Consider the following 17,594-nt stretch of genomic DNA (forward strand, 5'->3'; position numbering starts at 1 on the left):
CGATATCCATGAGCGGTCTCGCCGAAGACACCCGATGGATGGACGCCACGGACCAAGCGGCGCTGGTCGCTAGCGGCGAAGTGACGCCCAGCGAATTGCTGGAGGCAGCGATCGAACGTATCGAGCAGTCCAACCCGGCGCTGAATGCCGTGGTGATCGAGTGGTTCGACCACGCGCGCTCGGTGGCTGCCGACCCGCACCTGCCCGGCGGTCCGTTTCGCGGGGTGCCGTTTCTGCTCAAAGACCTCTACACCAGCTTCGCGGGTCAGACGTTGTCCAACGGCAATGCGGCGCTGAAGGCGGCCGGCAAGATCGACACCGCCGATACGACGCTGGTGTCCCGGTTCAAGGCGGCCGGGTTGGTGATCGCCGGACGCACGAACAGCCCCGAGATGGGCAGCCTGCCGACCACCCAGCCGCTGGCGTGGGGTGCCACCCGCAACCCGTGGGCCCTGGATCGCACGCCCGGCGGGTCCAGCGGTGGTGCTGCAGCGGCGGTGGCAGTCGGGATGGTGCCGTTCGCCAACGCCTCGGATGGCGGTGGCAGCATCCGCATCCCAGCCTCGTGCTGCGGATTGGTGGGACTCAAACCGAGCCAGGGCCGGATCACCGTCGGGCCGAGGCGCTCCGAGGTGGGCTTGGGCGTCGAGCTCGGTGTCAGTCGCACCGTGCGGGACACCGCGCGCCTGCTCGATGCGGTGCGGGGCCCGGGTGTCGGCGACATTGTGATCGCCCCGGCGCCACAACGGCCTTATGTCGAGGAACTGAGGGTCGAGCCCGGCCGGCTGCGGATCGGATTGCTGGACATCCATCCGCGCGGTGGTTTCCTGCACCAGGACTGCGTGTCCGCGGTGCGAGCCGCGGCGTCGATGCTGGCAGGCCTCGGTCACCACGTCGAACCCGCGTGGCCGTCGCCTCTTGCCGATACCACACTGCAACAGAAGTTCATGGCGCTGTGGGCAACGCAGATGGCAATGGCAGCAAGGGGATTCGGCGCCATCGTGGGGCGGGAGATGACTGCCGCGGACATCGAGCCGGTGAACTGGGAGCTGATCGAGCGGGCCAAACACGTGACCGCCGTCGACTACGCCGTCGCCCAGGAGGCGGTGTATGCATTCCGACGTGCGTTGCAGCAGTGGTGGGCCGACGGCTGGGACCTGCTGCTCACCCCGACGGTCGCCGAGCCGCCGCCGGCGCTGACGGAATTCGAGAACGATCCGGGGCGACCCACCGCGCCGATGCGCCGCGGCGGGGAATTCGCTGCCTTCACACCGCCGTTCAATATGAGCGGGCAGCCGGCGATCAGCCTTCCGCTGCACCGCAACGCAGACGGTCTGCCGATCGGCGTGCAGCTCGCCGCGGCGTACGGGCGGGAGGACATCCTGATTCGCGTTGCCGCTCAACTGGAATCCGCACATCCGTGGGCAGCGCAGCGACCCGTTATCGCTTGACGGGTATCGGGGCCGTTGGCCGCCGCCAGCGGGCGGACTACTGTCGCCGGTGTGGACTTCGAGCTCGACGACGAGCAGCGGGCGTGGCTGGTCGAGGTGCGCGAGTTTCTCCGGGAGAACGTCACTGCCGCGCTGCGCGCCGAGATGGCTGAGCACGACCTGGAATTCCGCGGTGGCGAGCTGTCGGCGTTCCGTCGCAAGATCGGGGAGCGCGGCTGGTTCGGGCTGAATTGGCCCCGCGAGTACGGCGGGCTCGGCCTCACCGCCATGCACCAGCACCTGCTGATGAGCGAGTTCGAGTACTGGGGAGTCCCCGGACCGGATCTCACCGTCACCTCGGTCGCGCCGATGATCATGCGTCACGGCACCGAGCAGAACAAGACGCAATTTCTTCCTCCGATCGCGAAGGGTGAAATCGTCTGCGCTGTCGGCTATTCCGAGCCAAATGCAGGGACTGACCTGGCCAGCCTGAAAACCCGTGCGGTACGGGACGGTGACGAATGGGTGATCAACGGATCCAAGATCTGGAACAGCGGCGCCCAACGCTGCACACATGAGTGGCTGTGTGTGCGCACCGACCCCGATGCGCCCCGCCATCGGGGCATCTCGGTGCTCATGGTGCCCATCGACGCTGCGGGCGTCGAGGTCCGCCCGCTGTACGCGTGGTCGGGCTATCGCACCAACGAGACGTTCTTCCGCGACGTGCGGGTGCCGGTCACCAATCTGATCGGTGAGGTCAACCGGGGCTGGACCTACATCACCGGAGCGCTCGACCTGGAGCGCGGTGCGTTGACCAACGCCGGGGACCTGCGGCGCGCCCTCGACGACCTGCTGGCACTGGCCGGGACCGCGCGGCGCGACGGGTCGGTGCCCGCCCGGGACCCGGCCTTTCGTCGCCGCCTCGCCGAGGCCGAGGCCGATGTCGAAGTCGCGCAGTTGATGGGATACCAGGCGGCATCCATGCTCGACTCCGGAACCATCCCCAGCGTCGAGGTCAGCGTCGAGAAGATCTTCACCAGCGAATTACGCCAGCGGATAGCGGATCTGGCGATCGATCTGCTGGGGCCCGACGGCCTGCTGGTGCACCGCAGCCTTGCAGCGCCGCAGGACGGCTTCTTCGAGCGCCTCTACCGGGTGTCGCCGTTGATGCGTTTCGGTGGCGGAACCAACGAGGTGTTGCGCGATGTCATCGCCCAGCGCGGCCACGGCATGCCCTCCTACGGCCGGTGATCGCATGCGGCTGATCCCCGATCAGGATGAACGTGACCTGGCCGCGATGTGCCGGCAGTTGCTGGCAGCCGAATGCCCGACGACGCTGGCGCGGGCACTGCACCGCCCGGACGGGGAACGCATCACCCCGGGCCTGTGGAAAGCGCTCGCCGGGGTGGGCCTGCTCGGTCTGGCAATCGAGGAGACGTTCGGCGGGGCCGGCGGTGGGCTGCCCGAACTCGGCATCTTCTGCGTCGAGGCCGGACGAGCGTTGTGCCCCATGGTTGTGCACAGCACCGTGCACGCCGCGCTCGCCGTGGACTGGTTGGGCGGTGCCGAGGCGCGGGCCGCCTGGCTGCCCACCCTGGCCTCCGGTGCGGCACGCGGCACCACCGCATTGTGCAGCCCGCGCAATGCCGCCGACCTGGCTTCTGGTTTGCACGCCCGGCAGCATGTCGATGGCCACTGGTGGTTGAGCGGCGTTGCCGACTTCGTGGCTGACGCCGATCTGGCCGACCTGATGGTCGTCGCCGCCGATACCGGCAGTGGCACAATGGGATTCGTCGTCGACGCTACCTCACCCGGGATCACCCTCGAACCGCTGACGATGATGGGCGGACATCGCGCGGCGACAGTGCGATTCGAGAGCGTGCTGATCGACGAACCCAGGCGGGCACTCGGTGAGTTGGCCGGATCAGACCTGCGGAGGGTCGCCAACGCCAGGCTGGCGCTGCTGTGTCTGGATCTGGTCGGCGTGGCCGAGGCGGTGCTGCAACGCACGGTCGACCACACCAAGATGCGTGCACAGTTCGGCCGGCCGATCGCATCGTTTCAGGCCGCCCAGCATCTGGTGGCCGACATGCACATCGCGCTGGCAGCGGCTCGGTTGGCGGCGCACTCGGCGGTGTTCTGGATCGGCCGCGGGATCCCCGCCACCCGCGAGACCGCCATCGCGCGCATGCACGCCAGTCGCATCAAGCAGATCACGTTGGATGCCCACCAGCTGCACGGCGGGATGGGGTATGTCGTCGACACCGATCTACACCTGTACTCCGAACGTGCCCGCGTGCTCGCGACACTCGGAGGCGGTGCTGACATCGCTGCGAAATGGTTGGAGGCAGAGATGAACTGGGAGAATAGAATTGACTGAGACCCTGATCGATGCCGCCTCCGCTGCGCGGGTCGGCAGTGTGGTCGCGACCGCGACCGGCGAAGTGAACCGGCGTGACTGGCAACGTTGGGCCGCCGCAGTCGACGACCATAATCGGCTGTGGTTCGACGCCGAATACGCGCGCGCACAAGGGTATCGGGACGTCATCTGCCCGCCGCTGTTCCTGCAGTACGCCGTCCTCGGTGTGACAGCGCTAGCTTCGCTGCGGCCCGACGGATCATCCGGTGCGACGACCGGCAGCCTGGCCTTTCCCAGGGCCCCGCGGCGCATGGCCGGTGGTGAAAGCACCACCTTCCACCGGCCCGCCTACCACCGTGACCAGATCGAGTTGGTGCGCACTATCGAATCGATCGTCGAAAAAGAGGGGCGCTCAGGTCGTTTCGTGCTGGTGACCTGGCGTGGTGAATACCGCAATGAGCACCGCGAACTCCTCGCCGAGGCTACGACCTCGATGATCGCGAGACCCGCATGACCGGTCAGCTGCATTACGAGGATATCGAAATCGGGCATCAGGTCACGCCGTTGACGGTTACGGTGACCGAGACGCAGATGTTCTTCTTCAGCGCCGCCACCTACAACGGCCACCGTATTCACTACGACAAGACGTGGGCGCGTGACGTGGAGGGTTACGACGACGTGCTCGTCCAGGGCCCGCTGCAAGCGGCGCTGTTGTCACGCGCCCTGACCGACTGGATCGGCGGGGCCGGACGGCTGGTGCTGTTCGCGGTGCAGAACCGCGCGATTGCCTATCCGGGGCAGGAGTTGGCCTTCGGCGGCCACGTGACGGGCAAGTCGGAGTCCGGTGCACTGGTGGACCTGGACATTTATTGCCGGCGCGGCGAGGAGGTGCTGATGCCCGGCACCGCGAGCGTCGCGTTGCCGCGCCGGAACAGGCGATGAGCGGCCTGCGGGGCGAGGCGGCCATCGTCGGGATCGCCGAATTGCCGGCCGAGCGGCGCCAGACCCGGCCGGCACTGTTCACTTTGGACCAGTACGCGGTGCTGGCCAAGAGGGTCATCGAGGATGCCGGCGTCGATCCCGGTGTGGTGAACGGTCTGTCGTGTCACGGCATCGCCGAGTCGGACATGTTCGCGCCCGCGACCCTGTCGGAGTATCTCGGCATCCCCCTGGATTTCGGTGATCGGGTGGACCTGGGTGGCGCAACCGCGGCGGCAATGGTGTGGCGGGCGGCGGCGGCGGTCGAACTGGGGGTGTGCGATGCGGTGCTGGCGGTGGTGCCCGGGTCGCTGGAGATGCCGCGGTCCGAGCGTCGGCCTGCCCGGACGCTGGGCTGGTACGGGGCGTCGAGCAACAACTACGGCTCGCCGCAGGCCGAGTTCGAAATTCCGTACGGCAATGTCGGCCAGAACGGACCCTACGCACAGATCGCCCAGCGGTATGCAGCCGAATACGGTTACGATGCACCGGCTTTGGCGAGGATCGCGGTGCACCAGCGGACCAATGCCTGTGCACACCCCGGCGCGGTGTTCCACGGCAAACCACTCACAGTCGATGACGTGCTGAACAGTCCGGTGATCGCCGACCCGATTCACATGCTGGAGACCGTGATGCGGGTCCAAGGCGGCGCCGGCGTACTGGTGGCCAACGCCGATGTCGCGCGCAGCAGCCGGCACCGGCCGGTCTGGATCAAGGGTTTCGGCGAACACATCAGGTTCAAGACACCCACCTACGCCGACGACCTGATGCACACGCCGATTGCCCGTGCCGCCGACAAGGCCTTCGCCATGGCCGGATTGGGCCGCGATGACATCGACGTCGCCTCGATCTATGACTGCTACACGATCACCGTGCTGATGACGCTGGAGGACGCCGGGTTCTGCGGCAAGGGCGAGGGGATGCTGTGGCTGACCGAGCACGACCTCACTTACCGCGGTGATTTCCCGGTCAACACCGCCGGGGGCCAGTTGTCGTTCGGTCAGGCCGGCATGGCGGGTGGGATGCATCATGTGGTCGACGGCGCGCGTCAGCTGATGGGCCGTTCCGGTGCGGCGCAGGTGCCTGACTGCAACACCGCATTCGTCACCGGCAACGGCGGCATCATGAGCGAGCAGGTGGCCCTCGTGCTGGGCGGCGACTGACATGACCGGTGCGCTGCCGCTGCCCGAGCCGACGCCCGTTTCCGCACCGTTCTGGGATGCGTTGCGCGAGCACAGGATTCTGATCCAATACTCACCGTCGGCGGAAAGGTATGTGTTCTACCCGCGTACGTTGGCGCCCGGCACGCTGACCGACGACCTGGAATGGCGTGAAATCGACGGTGCCGGAACGCTGTACACCTACACCGTGGCGCGGCGCCCCACCGGCCCGCCGTGGGCGGAACGTCTGCCGCAGTTGCTCGCTGTCGTCGAATGGGATGTCGGGCCGCGGGTCAGCACCGAACTCGTCGACGTCGAACCGGACGATATCCGCATCGGCATGCGGGTGGTGCCGGTGTTCTGTGACGGTGACGGCATCACGTTATTGCGGTACCGGCCTGCCGATGTTTGAGACGATGCAGCAGCTGCTGCGTTCCCGGATCGACGACGACTCCGTCGCGGTGCGCCATGGCGAGCGAACCTGGACCTGGCGTGAGCATCTCGCCGAGGCGTCCGCCGAAGCCTCTGTCGTCCTGGCCCGCCTCGCCGCGGGGCGTCCCAGTCATGTCGCTGCGCTGCTGGGCAATTCGCCGGCGATGCTGCGGTCGATGGCTGCGGCCGCACTCGGTGGGTATGTGCTGTGCGGGATCAACACCACCCGCCGCGGAGCCGGCTTGGTGGCGGACATCACAAGGTCGGACTGCCAGCTGGTGCTCGTCGACGACGATCATCTGTCGCTGCTCGACGGGCTGGACCTACCGGGTGTGGTTGTTCTGAACGTCAACGGCGCCGAGTACCGCGACGCAGTGACGGGTGCGGCTCCGTTGCTGGCCCGTGAAGTCGGCGGTGCGGATCCGGTGATGATGATCTTCACCTCCGGCACCAGTGGTGACCCTAAGGCGGTGCGGTTCGCTCACGCGATGGCGGTCATGTGCGGGGCGAGTCTGGTCGAGCGGTTCGCGCTCACCGGCACCGATGTGTGTTACCTGGCAATGCCCCTGTTCCATTCCAACGGTGTGGCCGCAGGCTGGTCGGTTGCGGTGAGCGCCGGTGCCGCCATGGTTCCGGCCAAGTTCTCCCCGGCACGGTTCCTCACCGATGTCCGGCGGTACGGGGTCACGTACCTGAATTACGTGGGTAAGCCGCTGGCGCTGGTACTGGCCACACCGGAACAGCCCGACGACGCCGACAACCCGCTGCGCGCAGCGTTCGGCAACGAGGCCACCGAACGCGATATCGCGGATTTCGCAAGGCGATTCGGGTGTCGAGTGGTGGACAGCTTCGGCTCCAGCGAATTCGCCGTGGTCGTGATGCGTGAAGACGGTACGCCGCCGGGTTCGATCGGCAGGGGATATCCCGGTGTCAGTGTGTACCACTCGGAGACCCGCACCGAATGTGCGCCTGCCGTATTCGATCAGTACGGCGCACTCGTCAACGTCGACGAAGCGGTCGGCGAATTGGTCAACACCTACGGGGCGGGTGGATTCACCGGCTACTACAACGATTCCGCGGCGACCGACGAACGGATGCGCGACGGGATGTACTGGTCAGGTGACCTCGCCTACCGCGACGCCGACGGGTGGATTTACCTGGCCGGGCGCACTGCGGACTGGATGCGGGTAGACGGGGAGAACCTTGCGGCCGGTCCGATTGAGCGCATCCTGCAGCGGATTCCCGAAGTCAACCATGTCGCGGTGTACGCGGTTCCCGACGCGCACGTCGGCGATCAGGTGATGGCGGCACTGGTGCTGAACAATGCAGCGACATTGACGCCCAAGCAGTTCGGTGACTTTCTCGCCGGCCAACCCGACCTGTCGCCGAAGGCGTGGCCGCGTTACGTCCGGATCAATGCGGCCCTGCCCCGGACCGCGACCAACAAGATCCTCAAGCGGAAACTGATCGAGGCGGGTGTTTCCGCCGGGGACGGCACGTTGTGGGAACGGGCGGAGCGTGGACGGGATTACGTTGTCCGCGTGAAGAACTGAGCACTTGTCGGTGGGTGTCCCTGCCCGGCCGCAACACCCGCACCGAAACCGACGGCACACTTTACTTACTCCCGTAATCGACCTGCCAGTGTTTGATCCCGGTGATGAACGGCGATCGCAGTCGCTCGGGTTCGCCCAGCGACTGCAGGTCGGGCATGGTGTCGGCAATCGCGTTGAACATCAGGTCGATCGTCATGCGGGCCAGATTGGCGCCGATGCAGTAATGCGCTCCGGTGCCGCCGAATCCGACGTGCGGATTGGGGCTGCGCAAGATGTTGAAGGAGTACGCGTCGTCGAAGACGTCCTCGTCGAAATTGGCTGACCGGTAGAACATGACCACCCGCTGGCCCTTCCTGATCGCAACGCCGCCGAGTTCGGTGTCGATCAGTGCGGTGCGCTGGAAGGCGGTGATCGGTGTGGCCCAGCGGATGATCTCGTCGGCCGCGGTCTTCGGGCGTTGCGACTTGAACAGCTCCCATTGCTCGGGACAGTCGGCGAAGGCCATCATGCCGTGCGTGATCGAATTGCGGGTGGTCTCGTTGCCCGCGATGGCCAGGGTCACCACGAACATGCCGAACTCGGCGTCGGACAAGCTGCCGTCGTTGTCAGCACGCACCAGCGTCGACACGATGTCCGGTCCGGGATTGTCGGCCTTGCGGGCTGCCAATTGCATGGCGTACCACATCATTTCGCCCGCCGAGGTCAGCGCGTCATGGTCGGCGAACTCGGGATCGTCGCTGCCGATCATCTGGTTGGACCAGTCGAAAAGCTTTTCACGATCCGCCACCGGCACTCCGAGCAGCCCGGCGATCGCCTGCAACGGCAATTCGGCGGCCACCTGTCGGACGAAGTCTCCGCTACCTTCGGCCGCGGCCCGGGCGGCGATCTTCCCCGCCCGTTCGGAAAGGTCGGCTCGCAGCCGCTCGATGGCGCGGGGCGTGAAACCGCGCGCCACAATCTTACGTAATCGGGTGTGTTCCGGGTCGTCCATCATGATCATCGATGTCCGTCCGGCCTCAATCTGGCCCTGCGCCAAGTCATCCCGGTAGCGCGGCACGATCGACTTCTCGGCCGACGAGAACACGTCGCTGCGCAACGAAACGTCACGAACGTCGCGGTGCTTGCTCACCACCCAGTAGCCGCCGTCGCCGAAACCGCCTGTGTCGGGCGGCTGCTCATTCCACCAGACCGGGGCTGTCGCGCGCAGTTCGGCGAACTCGGCCACCGGCAGCCGGTGCGCGTAGATGTCGGGGTCGGTGAAGTCGAAGCCCGGCGGCAGGTTGGGAGCGGCCATCCGACATCCTCCTCGGCGAGGTGTGATCGAGATGATCGTAGCCAGGCGCCGGCCGGGGAACGCAAGAGTTATGCCGCCTTTGGACCAATCGGACCGAGTACTGCATCCGCATCGAGGTGGGTTGCCGCGGCGATGATCACCCGGTCTATCTGGCGTAGCGGATGTAGCACCGAAAGCTGTAGATCCGATATGGGTCGGCTGTCATGGCGGCGGGCCAGTTCCTCGGCCGCGTCCAGCGCATCTGCCGCCGAGACGATGGCCGCCGGCTGTGTACCGTCGAGGGTCTCGACCAGCGCGGCGATGTTCCGCTGGACCTGCGCGGCGGCGTCGGACACCGCTGCCGCGAGTTCACCGGAGGAGTCAGGGCTTTCGTACCGCTCGCTGCGGCGGGCCAGGACGCGGGCATACCGGTCGCAGGCAGCGAACAACCTGAGTTCGCGCTGCATGTTGCGGCGACCGGCCAGGCCGGTAACCCCGGCGACCAGCGGTTTGGCAGTGGCCCGGTACTGCTGCAACTTGCGATCGAGTTGTCGCGCCTGTTCGGTCGGGCTCACTGCGGCGTCGTCGTCGAACATCGTCGCGACCGAGGTTTCGATCAGGGTGCACAGCGCCGTCAAGAACTCGCGGGTGTCGTTGCGGATAGTGGTGCCGATATTGGTGGGTAGCACCAGAATTGCGACGGCGACACCGATCACCGCACCGACCGCTGTCTCCTCGATCCGCACCACCAGAACATCGACACTGAACTGGCCCATCAGTCCGTACAACAGGGCCAGCATCGTAGTGATCCAGAACGCCATCAGGCTCTGGGTGACCTGCATGAAATAGAAGGTGCAGAACAGGCACGCAAAGACCATCGCCACCGAGCCGACCGTGTTTCCGGCGAACAGGGTGGCGACCAGCATGCCGCACGGGACGCCCAGCGCCGTACCCAACAGTCGCTGCCAGCCCTTGGTGAGGGTGTCACCCCAGGTGTTGGTGCCGGCGAAGACCACGAACGCCGCGATCACCGCCCAATACCAGCGATCCGGCGATACCCGGTCGCCGACGACGATGGCCAGCGCGGCCGCCACGCTCGCCTGGATCGCCTGCCGGGTCGTCGGCAGCAGGCCGGCGGGCGACTGCTCGGCATCGGTGTCGCCGTCGGGTTCCGCGGCATCGTCCTCCGGCATCGATGGTTCGAAGTCGCCGCCGACGACGCTGTCGATCAGTGTCCGCACCTCCGAAGTGGCGGTGGCAGCGCCGATTATCGCCATGGCCAGTCGCCGCACGGCGATGTCACCGGCGGGCTGAGCGTCCAGGACGTGCTGTGCGCGGTCGGCGGCGCGGCGGAGTCCGTCCGGACTGGGGTTCCTGATCGCCCGGCTGAGTTCGGTGAGCGCGCCGATCAGTTCGTCGCGTTGCGCAGCGGGGAACGGGGATCCCTGTTGGGCCGACAGGGCCGCGCGCTGGGCGGCGATCGCCGCCCATTCGACCGCCAGTTCGGCGTCGAACAGCCACGGCGCCAACCGTTCCCCGAGGGACGGGGCGGCCGGGTTCGACTTGTCTTCGATGCGATCCTGCACCATCAGCGCGGTGTCGTTGAGTCGCGCGATACGGGCGCGCATGCGGCGCCGACGCCGCTCATCGAGACGGTCCGCCCGCAGCAACTCGGCGGCAGTGTCGACCACGAGCGCCATCCGCGCCCGCAACGAGCGAATAGTGGCCCGCAGCACGCGTTCTGGGCGATCCGGCAGTACATAGGTCGTCATCAAGAAAGTGCTCAGCGTGCCCACCGCAACCGCGCAGAGCATGTACGGCAACTCGTGCAGACCGGCCCGCAGATACAGCGCGAAGAAATAGGCCATGAACGCCACCATGCCCAAAGCCTGCCCGCGTGCACCGAATCGGCGGATATAGACCGCGACGAAGACCACGACGACGAACACGGCGTCGGTCACCAGTGGGTGGGGTGACAGCAGGGCGGCAGCGGTGATCGACAGGCCGGCCGGTATCGGCAACAGCGCCATGGTGATCCGTTGCGTACGCGGGTCGGGTTCGTTGACCGACCGCGACGCGACCATCGTGATGACTGCACCGAACAGTGCGACCGTCAACGGTTGCCGCGTCGCCGTGGTGAGCACGTACATCACCACCAGCGAACACGCCAGCGCGATCGTGGCGCGAATGGCCAACCGCAGCCGCAGCAGCCCGGGATCGGTGCCGGCCGTCCAGGTGCGGGCGCGCTGGAGAAACGCGGGGATCACGTCGACCGACTGCAAAGGAAAACGGTTACGCGTCCGGGGTGAACTTGATCGCTACCAACTTCAACCGGTCGATCGCCTCGGCGAAGTCCTCCCGGGCCGGTATGCGCTCATCGCGGAATTTCAGGCCCATCATCCGCTGGGCTCGTTTGACTCCGTAGGACTGGGCGCAACGCAGATACAGGTCATACGTCGTCGCGGGGTCTTCGACGACTTCGCCGCGCATCGTCCGCGTCCTGCCGTCGTAGACCACTTGCGCGGGTCCGCCGCCTTTGAAGTTGTACTTCCAGTTCGCATTGGCCAGCGCATAGAGCTCGTTGTCGATGACGTGGGCGCTCACCGGAACAGAGAACTGTTTGCCCGACTTGCGGCCGGTGAACTTCAGCACCATCAGCTGTCTGCCTATCGGTCCCGCGAACGGTGTGCCCAACAGGAAACGCAGGACCGGGTTGATGGCTTTGAGTAATGCCGACGGTGGATGGCCGACGTCGACCGCGTACGACTGATCTGTCATGTCACCAACCGTAAGTCCAATCGGGGTCGGGCACCGAAATACCCCGACCGACGGAAACGCCGCGGAGCGGGCTGGCTCCGCGGCGTACCGTCAGTTGCCTGGTCAGCTCGTCGTGATCGTCGTCTGCTCATCGATGACGTTGGTGGCCGCCATCAACGGGGCTTGCTCGGAGTCCAGCGCGTCGGCATCGAGTTGCAGCACGAACACCCCGTTGGGTCCGGTGATCACCACGGTCTTCTGCGCGACCGTCCGCTTCTTGTCGTTCTTGACGTACGTGCCGCCGAACTGCCAGGCCTTGAAGGTCTCGCCCGGCGCGACGCCCAGTGTGCCCTCGCGCCCGTTGGCGCTGCCACCCTCGAATTGCGGCAGGTTCTTCAGCTCACCCGGGGCGTATTCGAGGATCTTGGCCGGGTCGACGTCACCGTCGAGCCTGGAGACGATCGCCACGATGGTGGGCGCATCGTTGGGGTCCGCGGGCGCGTCGAAGACGATCCCGCCGTACGGTGCGTTGGGGCCCTCCGGCAGCGTGTGCCAGCCGTTGGGGACCGGCAGGTTGATGGTCGGGGATCCCGGGTCGCCGTGGTGAACGGGGGTCTCCTTGATGTTCTTTTCCCGGATGTAGTCGGCGATGGTCTTATTCGCCTGCGAACCGGCCGTGGGGCTGGTGGTCGGGGCTGACACGGTGGTGGTGGAGGTCGACGTGCTTGTCGACGTCGACGTCTTGACTTCCGTTTTCGTTTCAGAGTGGCAGCCGACCAGCGTCAGGCTCAGGGCCACTGTTGCCACGACCGCGGTGAGATCCTTCATCTACGTGTTCTCCCAGAGTTGGGCCCCGGTGTCTGTGCCCGGTGACGTTGCCTGAGATTATCTGTATGGCCGCGACTCGCAGCACCCGGCGTCAGACCATTTCATTCTTGGTGAGCCAGCGCATTACCGGCCACCCCACGAAAACCGGCAACCAACAGGTCAGCACCCGGTACAGCAACACCGACGGCACCCCGATAGCGGCAGGCACGCCGAAGGCGGCCAAGCCTCCGATCAGCGCCGCCTCGACGGCGCCGACGCCGCCCGGGGTGGGAGCTGCTGACGCCAGGGTGCCCCCGACCATCGTCACCACCGTGACGGTGACGAACGTGGTGCCGCCGCCGAACGCCTCGACGCTCGCCCACAGCGCCAGCGCAGCGCCGAGAGTTGTTCCGGCACTGCCTAAGACGATCAGCGACAGCCGCTTCGGCTCCTTGGCCAGCTCGACGAGGTCACCGGTCACTTCCGTGAGTTTCGGACGCAGTTCGGTGGACAACCACCGCCGCAAGTTGGGCACCAGCAGGAAGGTGCCGAGGATACCCAGCGCGACCCCGGCGATCAGGTAGAGCACCGTGGCGGTCGGAACGAAATGCGAGAGGTCGGTCGATGTTCCGGCAACGGCGCTGAACAAGATCAGCAGCGCGACGTGGACGATGACCTGCACCGACTGCTGCAGCGCCACCGCCGCGGTGGCCCGCAATGCAGTCAGGCCGCCCTTCTGCAGGAATCGGGTGCTCAGCGCCAGGCCACCGACACCGGCCGGGGTGGTGGTAGCCGCGAAAGTGTTGGCCACCTGCATGATTGACAAATTCCGGAAGCTGACGGCACCGTCCGCGCAAGCCCACAACGCACCGGCCGCGCCCACGTAGGTCAACGCCGAGACCGCCAGGCCGAGCAGCGCCCACGACCAGTTCGCGTGTCTCAATTCCGAGAAGAACGTCGGCACCGTGCTGATGAAGGGATACGCCACATAGACCAGGGCGCCGATCAGCACCAGTTGAATGACCTGGCTACGGCTGAACCTGGTGATCGTCTCGTCTTTGATCTGATCGGCACCTGTTTGGCGCTGCACCTCCGCTCGGGCCTCGGCAATGACCGTCTTCGCGTTAGCCACGGAACGCCGGATACGTTTCGGCACAGCTGATTTCGTCAAGCGCCGGGACGCGGTGAGGATGGTCTCGTTACCGAACGTATCGATGGCGGCGGCCACCGCTGAGCGGGCGTCGTACAACGCCGTCGTCGTCACCAGCAGGTGGGCGATGTCGGACTGCAGTTGGGCATCGGTCGCGCCGTACTCGGCGGCGCCGAACCCCCCGAACAATGCCTTGCCGTCGGCGACCGTGATCTCATTGCAGCGCAGGTCCCCGTGCGAGATCTGATGGTCGTTGAGGATGCGCAAGGATTCCCAGATGCTGCCGACCGGTGTCCGGCCGGCGCATTCCGCGAGCGGCACCCCCCGAACGGGCTCGTGGGCATACATCGTCCAGCCGCGGTCCAGAGCGGCCAGCGCGATCGTCGCGGTGTTCGCCACGCCGATGTCACTGATGGCGATCGCCATCAGGGCGCGATGCTCGACAGCGCGTCGCAGCGAGGTCTGCAGTGGTGCGGTCTCCGACCCGCGCAGCCGCAATTTCCACCACAGTTGACGCAGGGCACCGCCACTGCGCTGATGCGGCCCGTACAGTTCGACCGCGGCACGTGCCGCAGGCTCGGTGGCTTCGGCCGACAACACCAGCGGCCCCGGACCGCCGGGTCGGACCACCAGCAGCCGGGACGCAAGAAATCCGCGTTTGGCCATCGCGCGGACGGCGCCGTCCAGCGGGACCTCCAGCGCGGGGGTCCCGACGACCAGGACCACGAACGCGCCGACGAACCAGCCGACCGACAGCCCGACCACTGCACGCGCGGGGATGATGGCGCTGATGACGAGGTGGATCGGCACGAAAGCCAGCAGCAGCGTCCACCACCAGCGCCGCCAACGGGCGGGCAGCCACGGCCCGGACACGGTCAGTACCGCCGCAAGCATTGCGATCCAGCGCGGGTCGTCGAGGAACTGCGACGGCAGCGTGCTCAGCTTGTCGGTGAGGTCGAAGTGCCAGTTCGGCGCGGCGATGCGGTTGCTGCTGATCGACAGCGGCAGTACGGCCAGCAGCGCGGCGGCCCCGTACGCGCCGAGCAACTTCCACTGCCGCGACACGATCAGCCCGATCAGGATGATGAACGGCAACGCCAGGATGGCGATGCCGTACGCGAGGTACACCAGATCGGATTGGGTCTGCGTCAGCACCCCGACGATCTCGGAGATGGATTTCTCCAGCGCTATCCAGCGGGGGCGGGTGATCAGCGAACTGGTGATCACCCCGACGAGCGCGAGGGTCGCCAACCCCAGCCGGATGATGTCGTTGGTGCGCCGGGTCAGTGGTTGCAGCAAGCTGCCGGACACCGTGATGTCGCGCCCGTCGACTCGCATGTGCACGGGTCGTCCTTCGAGGTCCTTGGGATCGGTTCCGGCTGCCGTGTTCTACGACAACTTAGCCTGCGCCGTGCGCCGCAGCCGTTCCGATCCCCCTTTTGTTCTAGGGTCGGCGGTGGTGTCCATCGACTGCGGGAAGTCTGGAGTGTGAGCGAGCATCCGCTGTTCAGCGGCCAATTCGCAGCGACGCGGTGGGCGCTGGCCGACGGTCGTGAGCTGCTCTTCTTCGCGATGCCCGGCCACGTCCCCGCGCCGGTTCCGGATCGCCGGCCGCTACCCGAGCGCGACCCGGCGCCCTCGGAGCTGCGGTATGACCGGACCACCGGGCAATGGGTGATCATCGCTGCGCATCGCCAGGATCGGACCTACCGGCCGCCGGCCACGCAGTGTCCGCTGTGTCCGGGGCCGACGGGAATGACCAGTGAGGTGCCCGCCCCCGGATACGACGTCGTCGTCTTCGAGAACCGGTTTCCCAGCCTGGCCGGTACCGGCATCATCAGCGACCCCGGCGACGACGCCTTCGTGTCCGCCGCACCCGCCGGGCGATGCGAAGTGATCTGCTTCTCGGCCGACCACACCGGCTCCTTCGCGGGTCTGGACATCGGGCACGCCCGCCTGGTGGTCGAGGCATGGCGGCACCGCACCGCCGACCTGCTGACCCGGCCCGGCGTTGCGCAGGTGTTCTGCTTCGAGAACCGCGGCGAGGAGATCGGTGTGACGCTGAGCCATCCGCACGGCCAGATCTACGCGTATCCGTATGTCACCCCGCGCACCGCCTTGATGCTGCAGCAGGCTCGTCGGCACCGGGCCCGCCACGGCTCCAACCTGTTTGCCGACCTGCTGGCCCGTGAGGTTGCCGACGGCGCCCGGGTCATCTCGCACGGGGAGTTGTTCACCGTTTTCGTGCCGTTCGCTGCGCGCTGGCCGGTGGAGGTACACATTTATCCGAATCGGTTGGTGCGCAACATCACTGAGCTGACCGGTGCGGAACTGGACGAGTTCGCGGTGACGTATCGTGACGTGTTGCGCAGGTTCGATCGGATGTATTCGTCACCGCTGCCCTACATGTCGGCGCTGCACCAGTACACCGATGCCCAGCGGGACGGCTATTTCCACGTCGAGCTCATGTCGATCCGGCGCAGCGCCGCCAAGTTGAAGTACCTGGCGTCCGCCGAGTCGGCGATGGATGCGTTCATCAGCGATGTCACCCCCGAAACGGTTGCCGCCCGCATGCGCGAGCTGGGTTCGTGAGCGTCCGTTACGCAGCGCCCGGGCGGGTCAACCTGATCGGCGAACACACCGACTACAACTTGGGTTTCGCGCTGCCGATAGCTTTGCCGCAGCGCACCGTCGCCACCTTCTCATCCGACCGCAGCGACGCAATCACCGTGCACAGTGATCGCGCCGACGAATCGGTGCGGATCAGGCTCGACACCGTGCCGGGTGAGGTGACTGGGTGGGCGGGCTATGTAGCCGGGGTGGTGTGGGCGCTGCGTCGGGCCGGCCACCGGGTACCGGGCGGAACGATGGCGATCAGCAGTGACGTCGAGATCGGATCTGGTCTGGCATCCTCTGCGGCGCTGGCGTGCGCGGCAGCGGGTGTCATCGACGCCGCCGCCGGTATCGGTCTGGAGCGGACCCTCCTGGCCAGGATGGCGCAGCGTGCCGAGAACGAATACGTCGGTGCGCCAACGGGTTTGCTCGACCAGTTGGCGGCGTTGTTCGGCAAGACGAAGAAAGCGTTGCTGATCGATTTCCAGACCACCACCGTCGAGTTGGTGCCTTTCGATCCGGACGCTGCCGATGTCGTTCTGCTGCTGCTGGATTCACGGGCCCGACACAGTCATGCCGGCGGGGAGTATGCGACACGACGAACCTCCTGTGAGCGGGCGGCTGCCGCTTTGGGCGTTGCCTCGTTGCGTGACGCGCAGCACCGCGGGCCGGCGGCACTGAGTGCGATCGCCGATCCGGTCGACGCCCGCCGCGCCCGGCATGTCCTGACCGAAAATCAACGGGTTCTGGATTTCGTTGCCGCGCTGCAAGATTCGGATATGGTTGCGGCCGGTCGAATCATGACCGCGTCACACGCCTCCATGCGCGACGATTTCGGCATCACCACCGGGCACATCGATCTGTTCGCCGACACCGCAGTGGCTGCCGGCGCGCTGGGTGCCAGGATGACCGGAGGCGGGTTCGGGGGAAGCGTGATCGCCCTGGTGCCGGCGGATCGAACGACTGCCGTCGCATCGGCGGTACGACGGGCGGCGTCTGATGCCGGTTACGAGGAGCCGACGATCTGTTCGACGAGTGCTGCCGACGGGGCGTCCGTGTGTCAATGAGTGAGCGCGCCGGAC

Annotated in this window: 15 protein-coding genes; 10 read left to right on the forward strand and 5 right to left on the reverse strand. The window is 66.6% G+C overall.

Translation table 11 applies throughout. The features are described 5' to 3' along the window. Window positions 1-8 precede the first annotated feature (8 nt). From AC5Y6Y_RS05775 to fadD1, 8 genes are read left to right on the forward strand one after another with little or no spacing between them, the layout of a single operon-like run. Window positions 9-1,451 carry an amidase gene (locus AC5Y6Y_RS05775; protein ID WP_473139370.1) on the forward strand — a complete coding sequence of 481 codons (1,443 nt, stop codon included), beginning with the start codon at window positions 9-11 and terminating at the stop codon, window positions 1,449-1,451. 51 nt (window positions 1,452-1,502) lie between these two features. Next, the gene (locus AC5Y6Y_RS05780) at window positions 1,503-2,681 is read left to right on the forward strand and encodes an acyl-CoA dehydrogenase family protein (protein ID WP_473139369.1); all 1,179 of its coding nucleotides are present in this window, start codon (window positions 1,503-1,505) and stop codon (window positions 2,679-2,681) included. Between the two features lie 4 nt (window positions 2,682-2,685). Beyond that, window positions 2,686-3,810, forward strand: coding sequence for an acyl-CoA dehydrogenase family protein (locus tag AC5Y6Y_RS05785; RefSeq protein ID WP_473139368.1), 1,125 nt, complete (start codon window positions 2,686-2,688; stop codon window positions 3,808-3,810). After that, a complete protein-coding gene (locus tag AC5Y6Y_RS05790; protein ID WP_463825735.1) occupies window positions 3,803-4,303 on the forward strand; it encodes a MaoC family dehydratase in 501 nt (166 codons plus the stop codon). Before AC5Y6Y_RS05785 ends, AC5Y6Y_RS05790 begins: the two co-directional genes overlap by 8 nt. Further along, window positions 4,300-4,731: a MaoC/PaaZ C-terminal domain-containing protein gene (locus AC5Y6Y_RS05795; protein WP_463825736.1), complete on the forward strand. Its 432-nt coding sequence runs from the start codon at window positions 4,300-4,302 to the stop codon at window positions 4,729-4,731. The genes AC5Y6Y_RS05790 and AC5Y6Y_RS05795 overlap by 4 nt, the downstream gene beginning before the upstream one ends. After that, window positions 4,728-5,930 carry a thiolase family protein gene (locus tag AC5Y6Y_RS05800; protein WP_473139367.1) on the forward strand — a complete coding sequence of 401 codons (1,203 nt, stop codon included), beginning with the start codon at window positions 4,728-4,730 and terminating at the stop codon, window positions 5,928-5,930. Before AC5Y6Y_RS05795 ends, AC5Y6Y_RS05800 begins: the two co-directional genes overlap by 4 nt. A gap of 1 nt (window position 5,931) precedes the next feature. Then, the gene (locus AC5Y6Y_RS05805; protein WP_473139366.1) at window positions 5,932-6,339 is read left to right on the forward strand and encodes a Zn-ribbon domain-containing OB-fold protein; all 408 of its coding nucleotides are present in this window, start codon (window positions 5,932-5,934) and stop codon (window positions 6,337-6,339) included. Further along, window positions 6,332-7,912 (forward strand): fatty-acid--CoA ligase FadD1, encoded by a 1,581-nt coding sequence (gene fadD1 / locus AC5Y6Y_RS05810; RefSeq protein ID WP_473139365.1) that lies wholly within the window; start codon window positions 6,332-6,334, stop codon window positions 7,910-7,912. The genes AC5Y6Y_RS05805 and fadD1 overlap by 8 nt, the downstream gene beginning before the upstream one ends. A 61-nt stretch (window positions 7,913-7,973) precedes the next feature. Here fadD1 and AC5Y6Y_RS05815 read toward each other — a convergent pair whose 3' ends face one another. The 5 genes from AC5Y6Y_RS05815 to AC5Y6Y_RS05835 all read right to left on the reverse strand — a co-directional run bounded on the left by AC5Y6Y_RS05815 (window position 7,974) and on the right by AC5Y6Y_RS05835 (window position 15,237). Beyond that, complete coding sequence (locus AC5Y6Y_RS05815; RefSeq protein WP_473139364.1) at window positions 7,974-9,206, reverse strand: cytochrome P450; 1,233 nt, start codon at window positions 9,204-9,206, stop codon at window positions 7,974-7,976. 68 nt (window positions 9,207-9,274) lie between these two features. Further along, entirely contained in the window at window positions 9,275-11,467 is a 2,193-nt protein-coding gene (locus tag AC5Y6Y_RS05820) for an FUSC family protein (RefSeq protein ID WP_473139363.1), read from the reverse strand. 10 nt (window positions 11,468-11,477) lie between these two features. Beyond that, a complete protein-coding gene (locus AC5Y6Y_RS05825; protein ID WP_473139362.1) occupies window positions 11,478-11,963 on the reverse strand; it encodes a PNPOx family protein in 486 nt (161 codons plus the stop codon). 102 nt (window positions 11,964-12,065) lie between these two features. After that, window positions 12,066-12,770, reverse strand: coding sequence for an envelope biogenesis lipoprotein LpqN (gene lpqN / locus AC5Y6Y_RS05830; RefSeq protein ID WP_463825744.1), 705 nt, complete (start codon window positions 12,768-12,770; stop codon window positions 12,066-12,068). Between the two features lie 91 nt (window positions 12,771-12,861). Next, window positions 12,862-15,237 (reverse strand): lysylphosphatidylglycerol synthase transmembrane domain-containing protein, encoded by a 2,376-nt coding sequence (locus AC5Y6Y_RS05835; protein ID WP_463825980.1) that lies wholly within the window; start codon window positions 15,235-15,237, stop codon window positions 12,862-12,864. A 234-nt stretch (window positions 15,238-15,471) separates the two neighbouring features. On the opposite strand from AC5Y6Y_RS05835, the gene galT reads away from it, so the two are divergent. Both galT and AC5Y6Y_RS05845 read left to right on the forward strand, forming a co-directional pair. After that, the gene (gene galT / locus AC5Y6Y_RS05840) at window positions 15,472-16,491 is read left to right on the forward strand and encodes a galactose-1-phosphate uridylyltransferase (RefSeq protein ID WP_473139502.1); all 1,020 of its coding nucleotides are present in this window, start codon (window positions 15,472-15,474) and stop codon (window positions 16,489-16,491) included. Further along, window positions 16,488-17,579, forward strand: coding sequence for a galactokinase (locus tag AC5Y6Y_RS05845; protein WP_473139361.1), 1,092 nt, complete (start codon window positions 16,488-16,490; stop codon window positions 17,577-17,579). The genes galT and AC5Y6Y_RS05845 overlap by 4 nt, the downstream gene beginning before the upstream one ends. Window positions 17,580-17,594: the final 15 nt, after the last annotated feature.

The organism is Mycobacterium sp. NGS24, assembly GCF_059813065.1.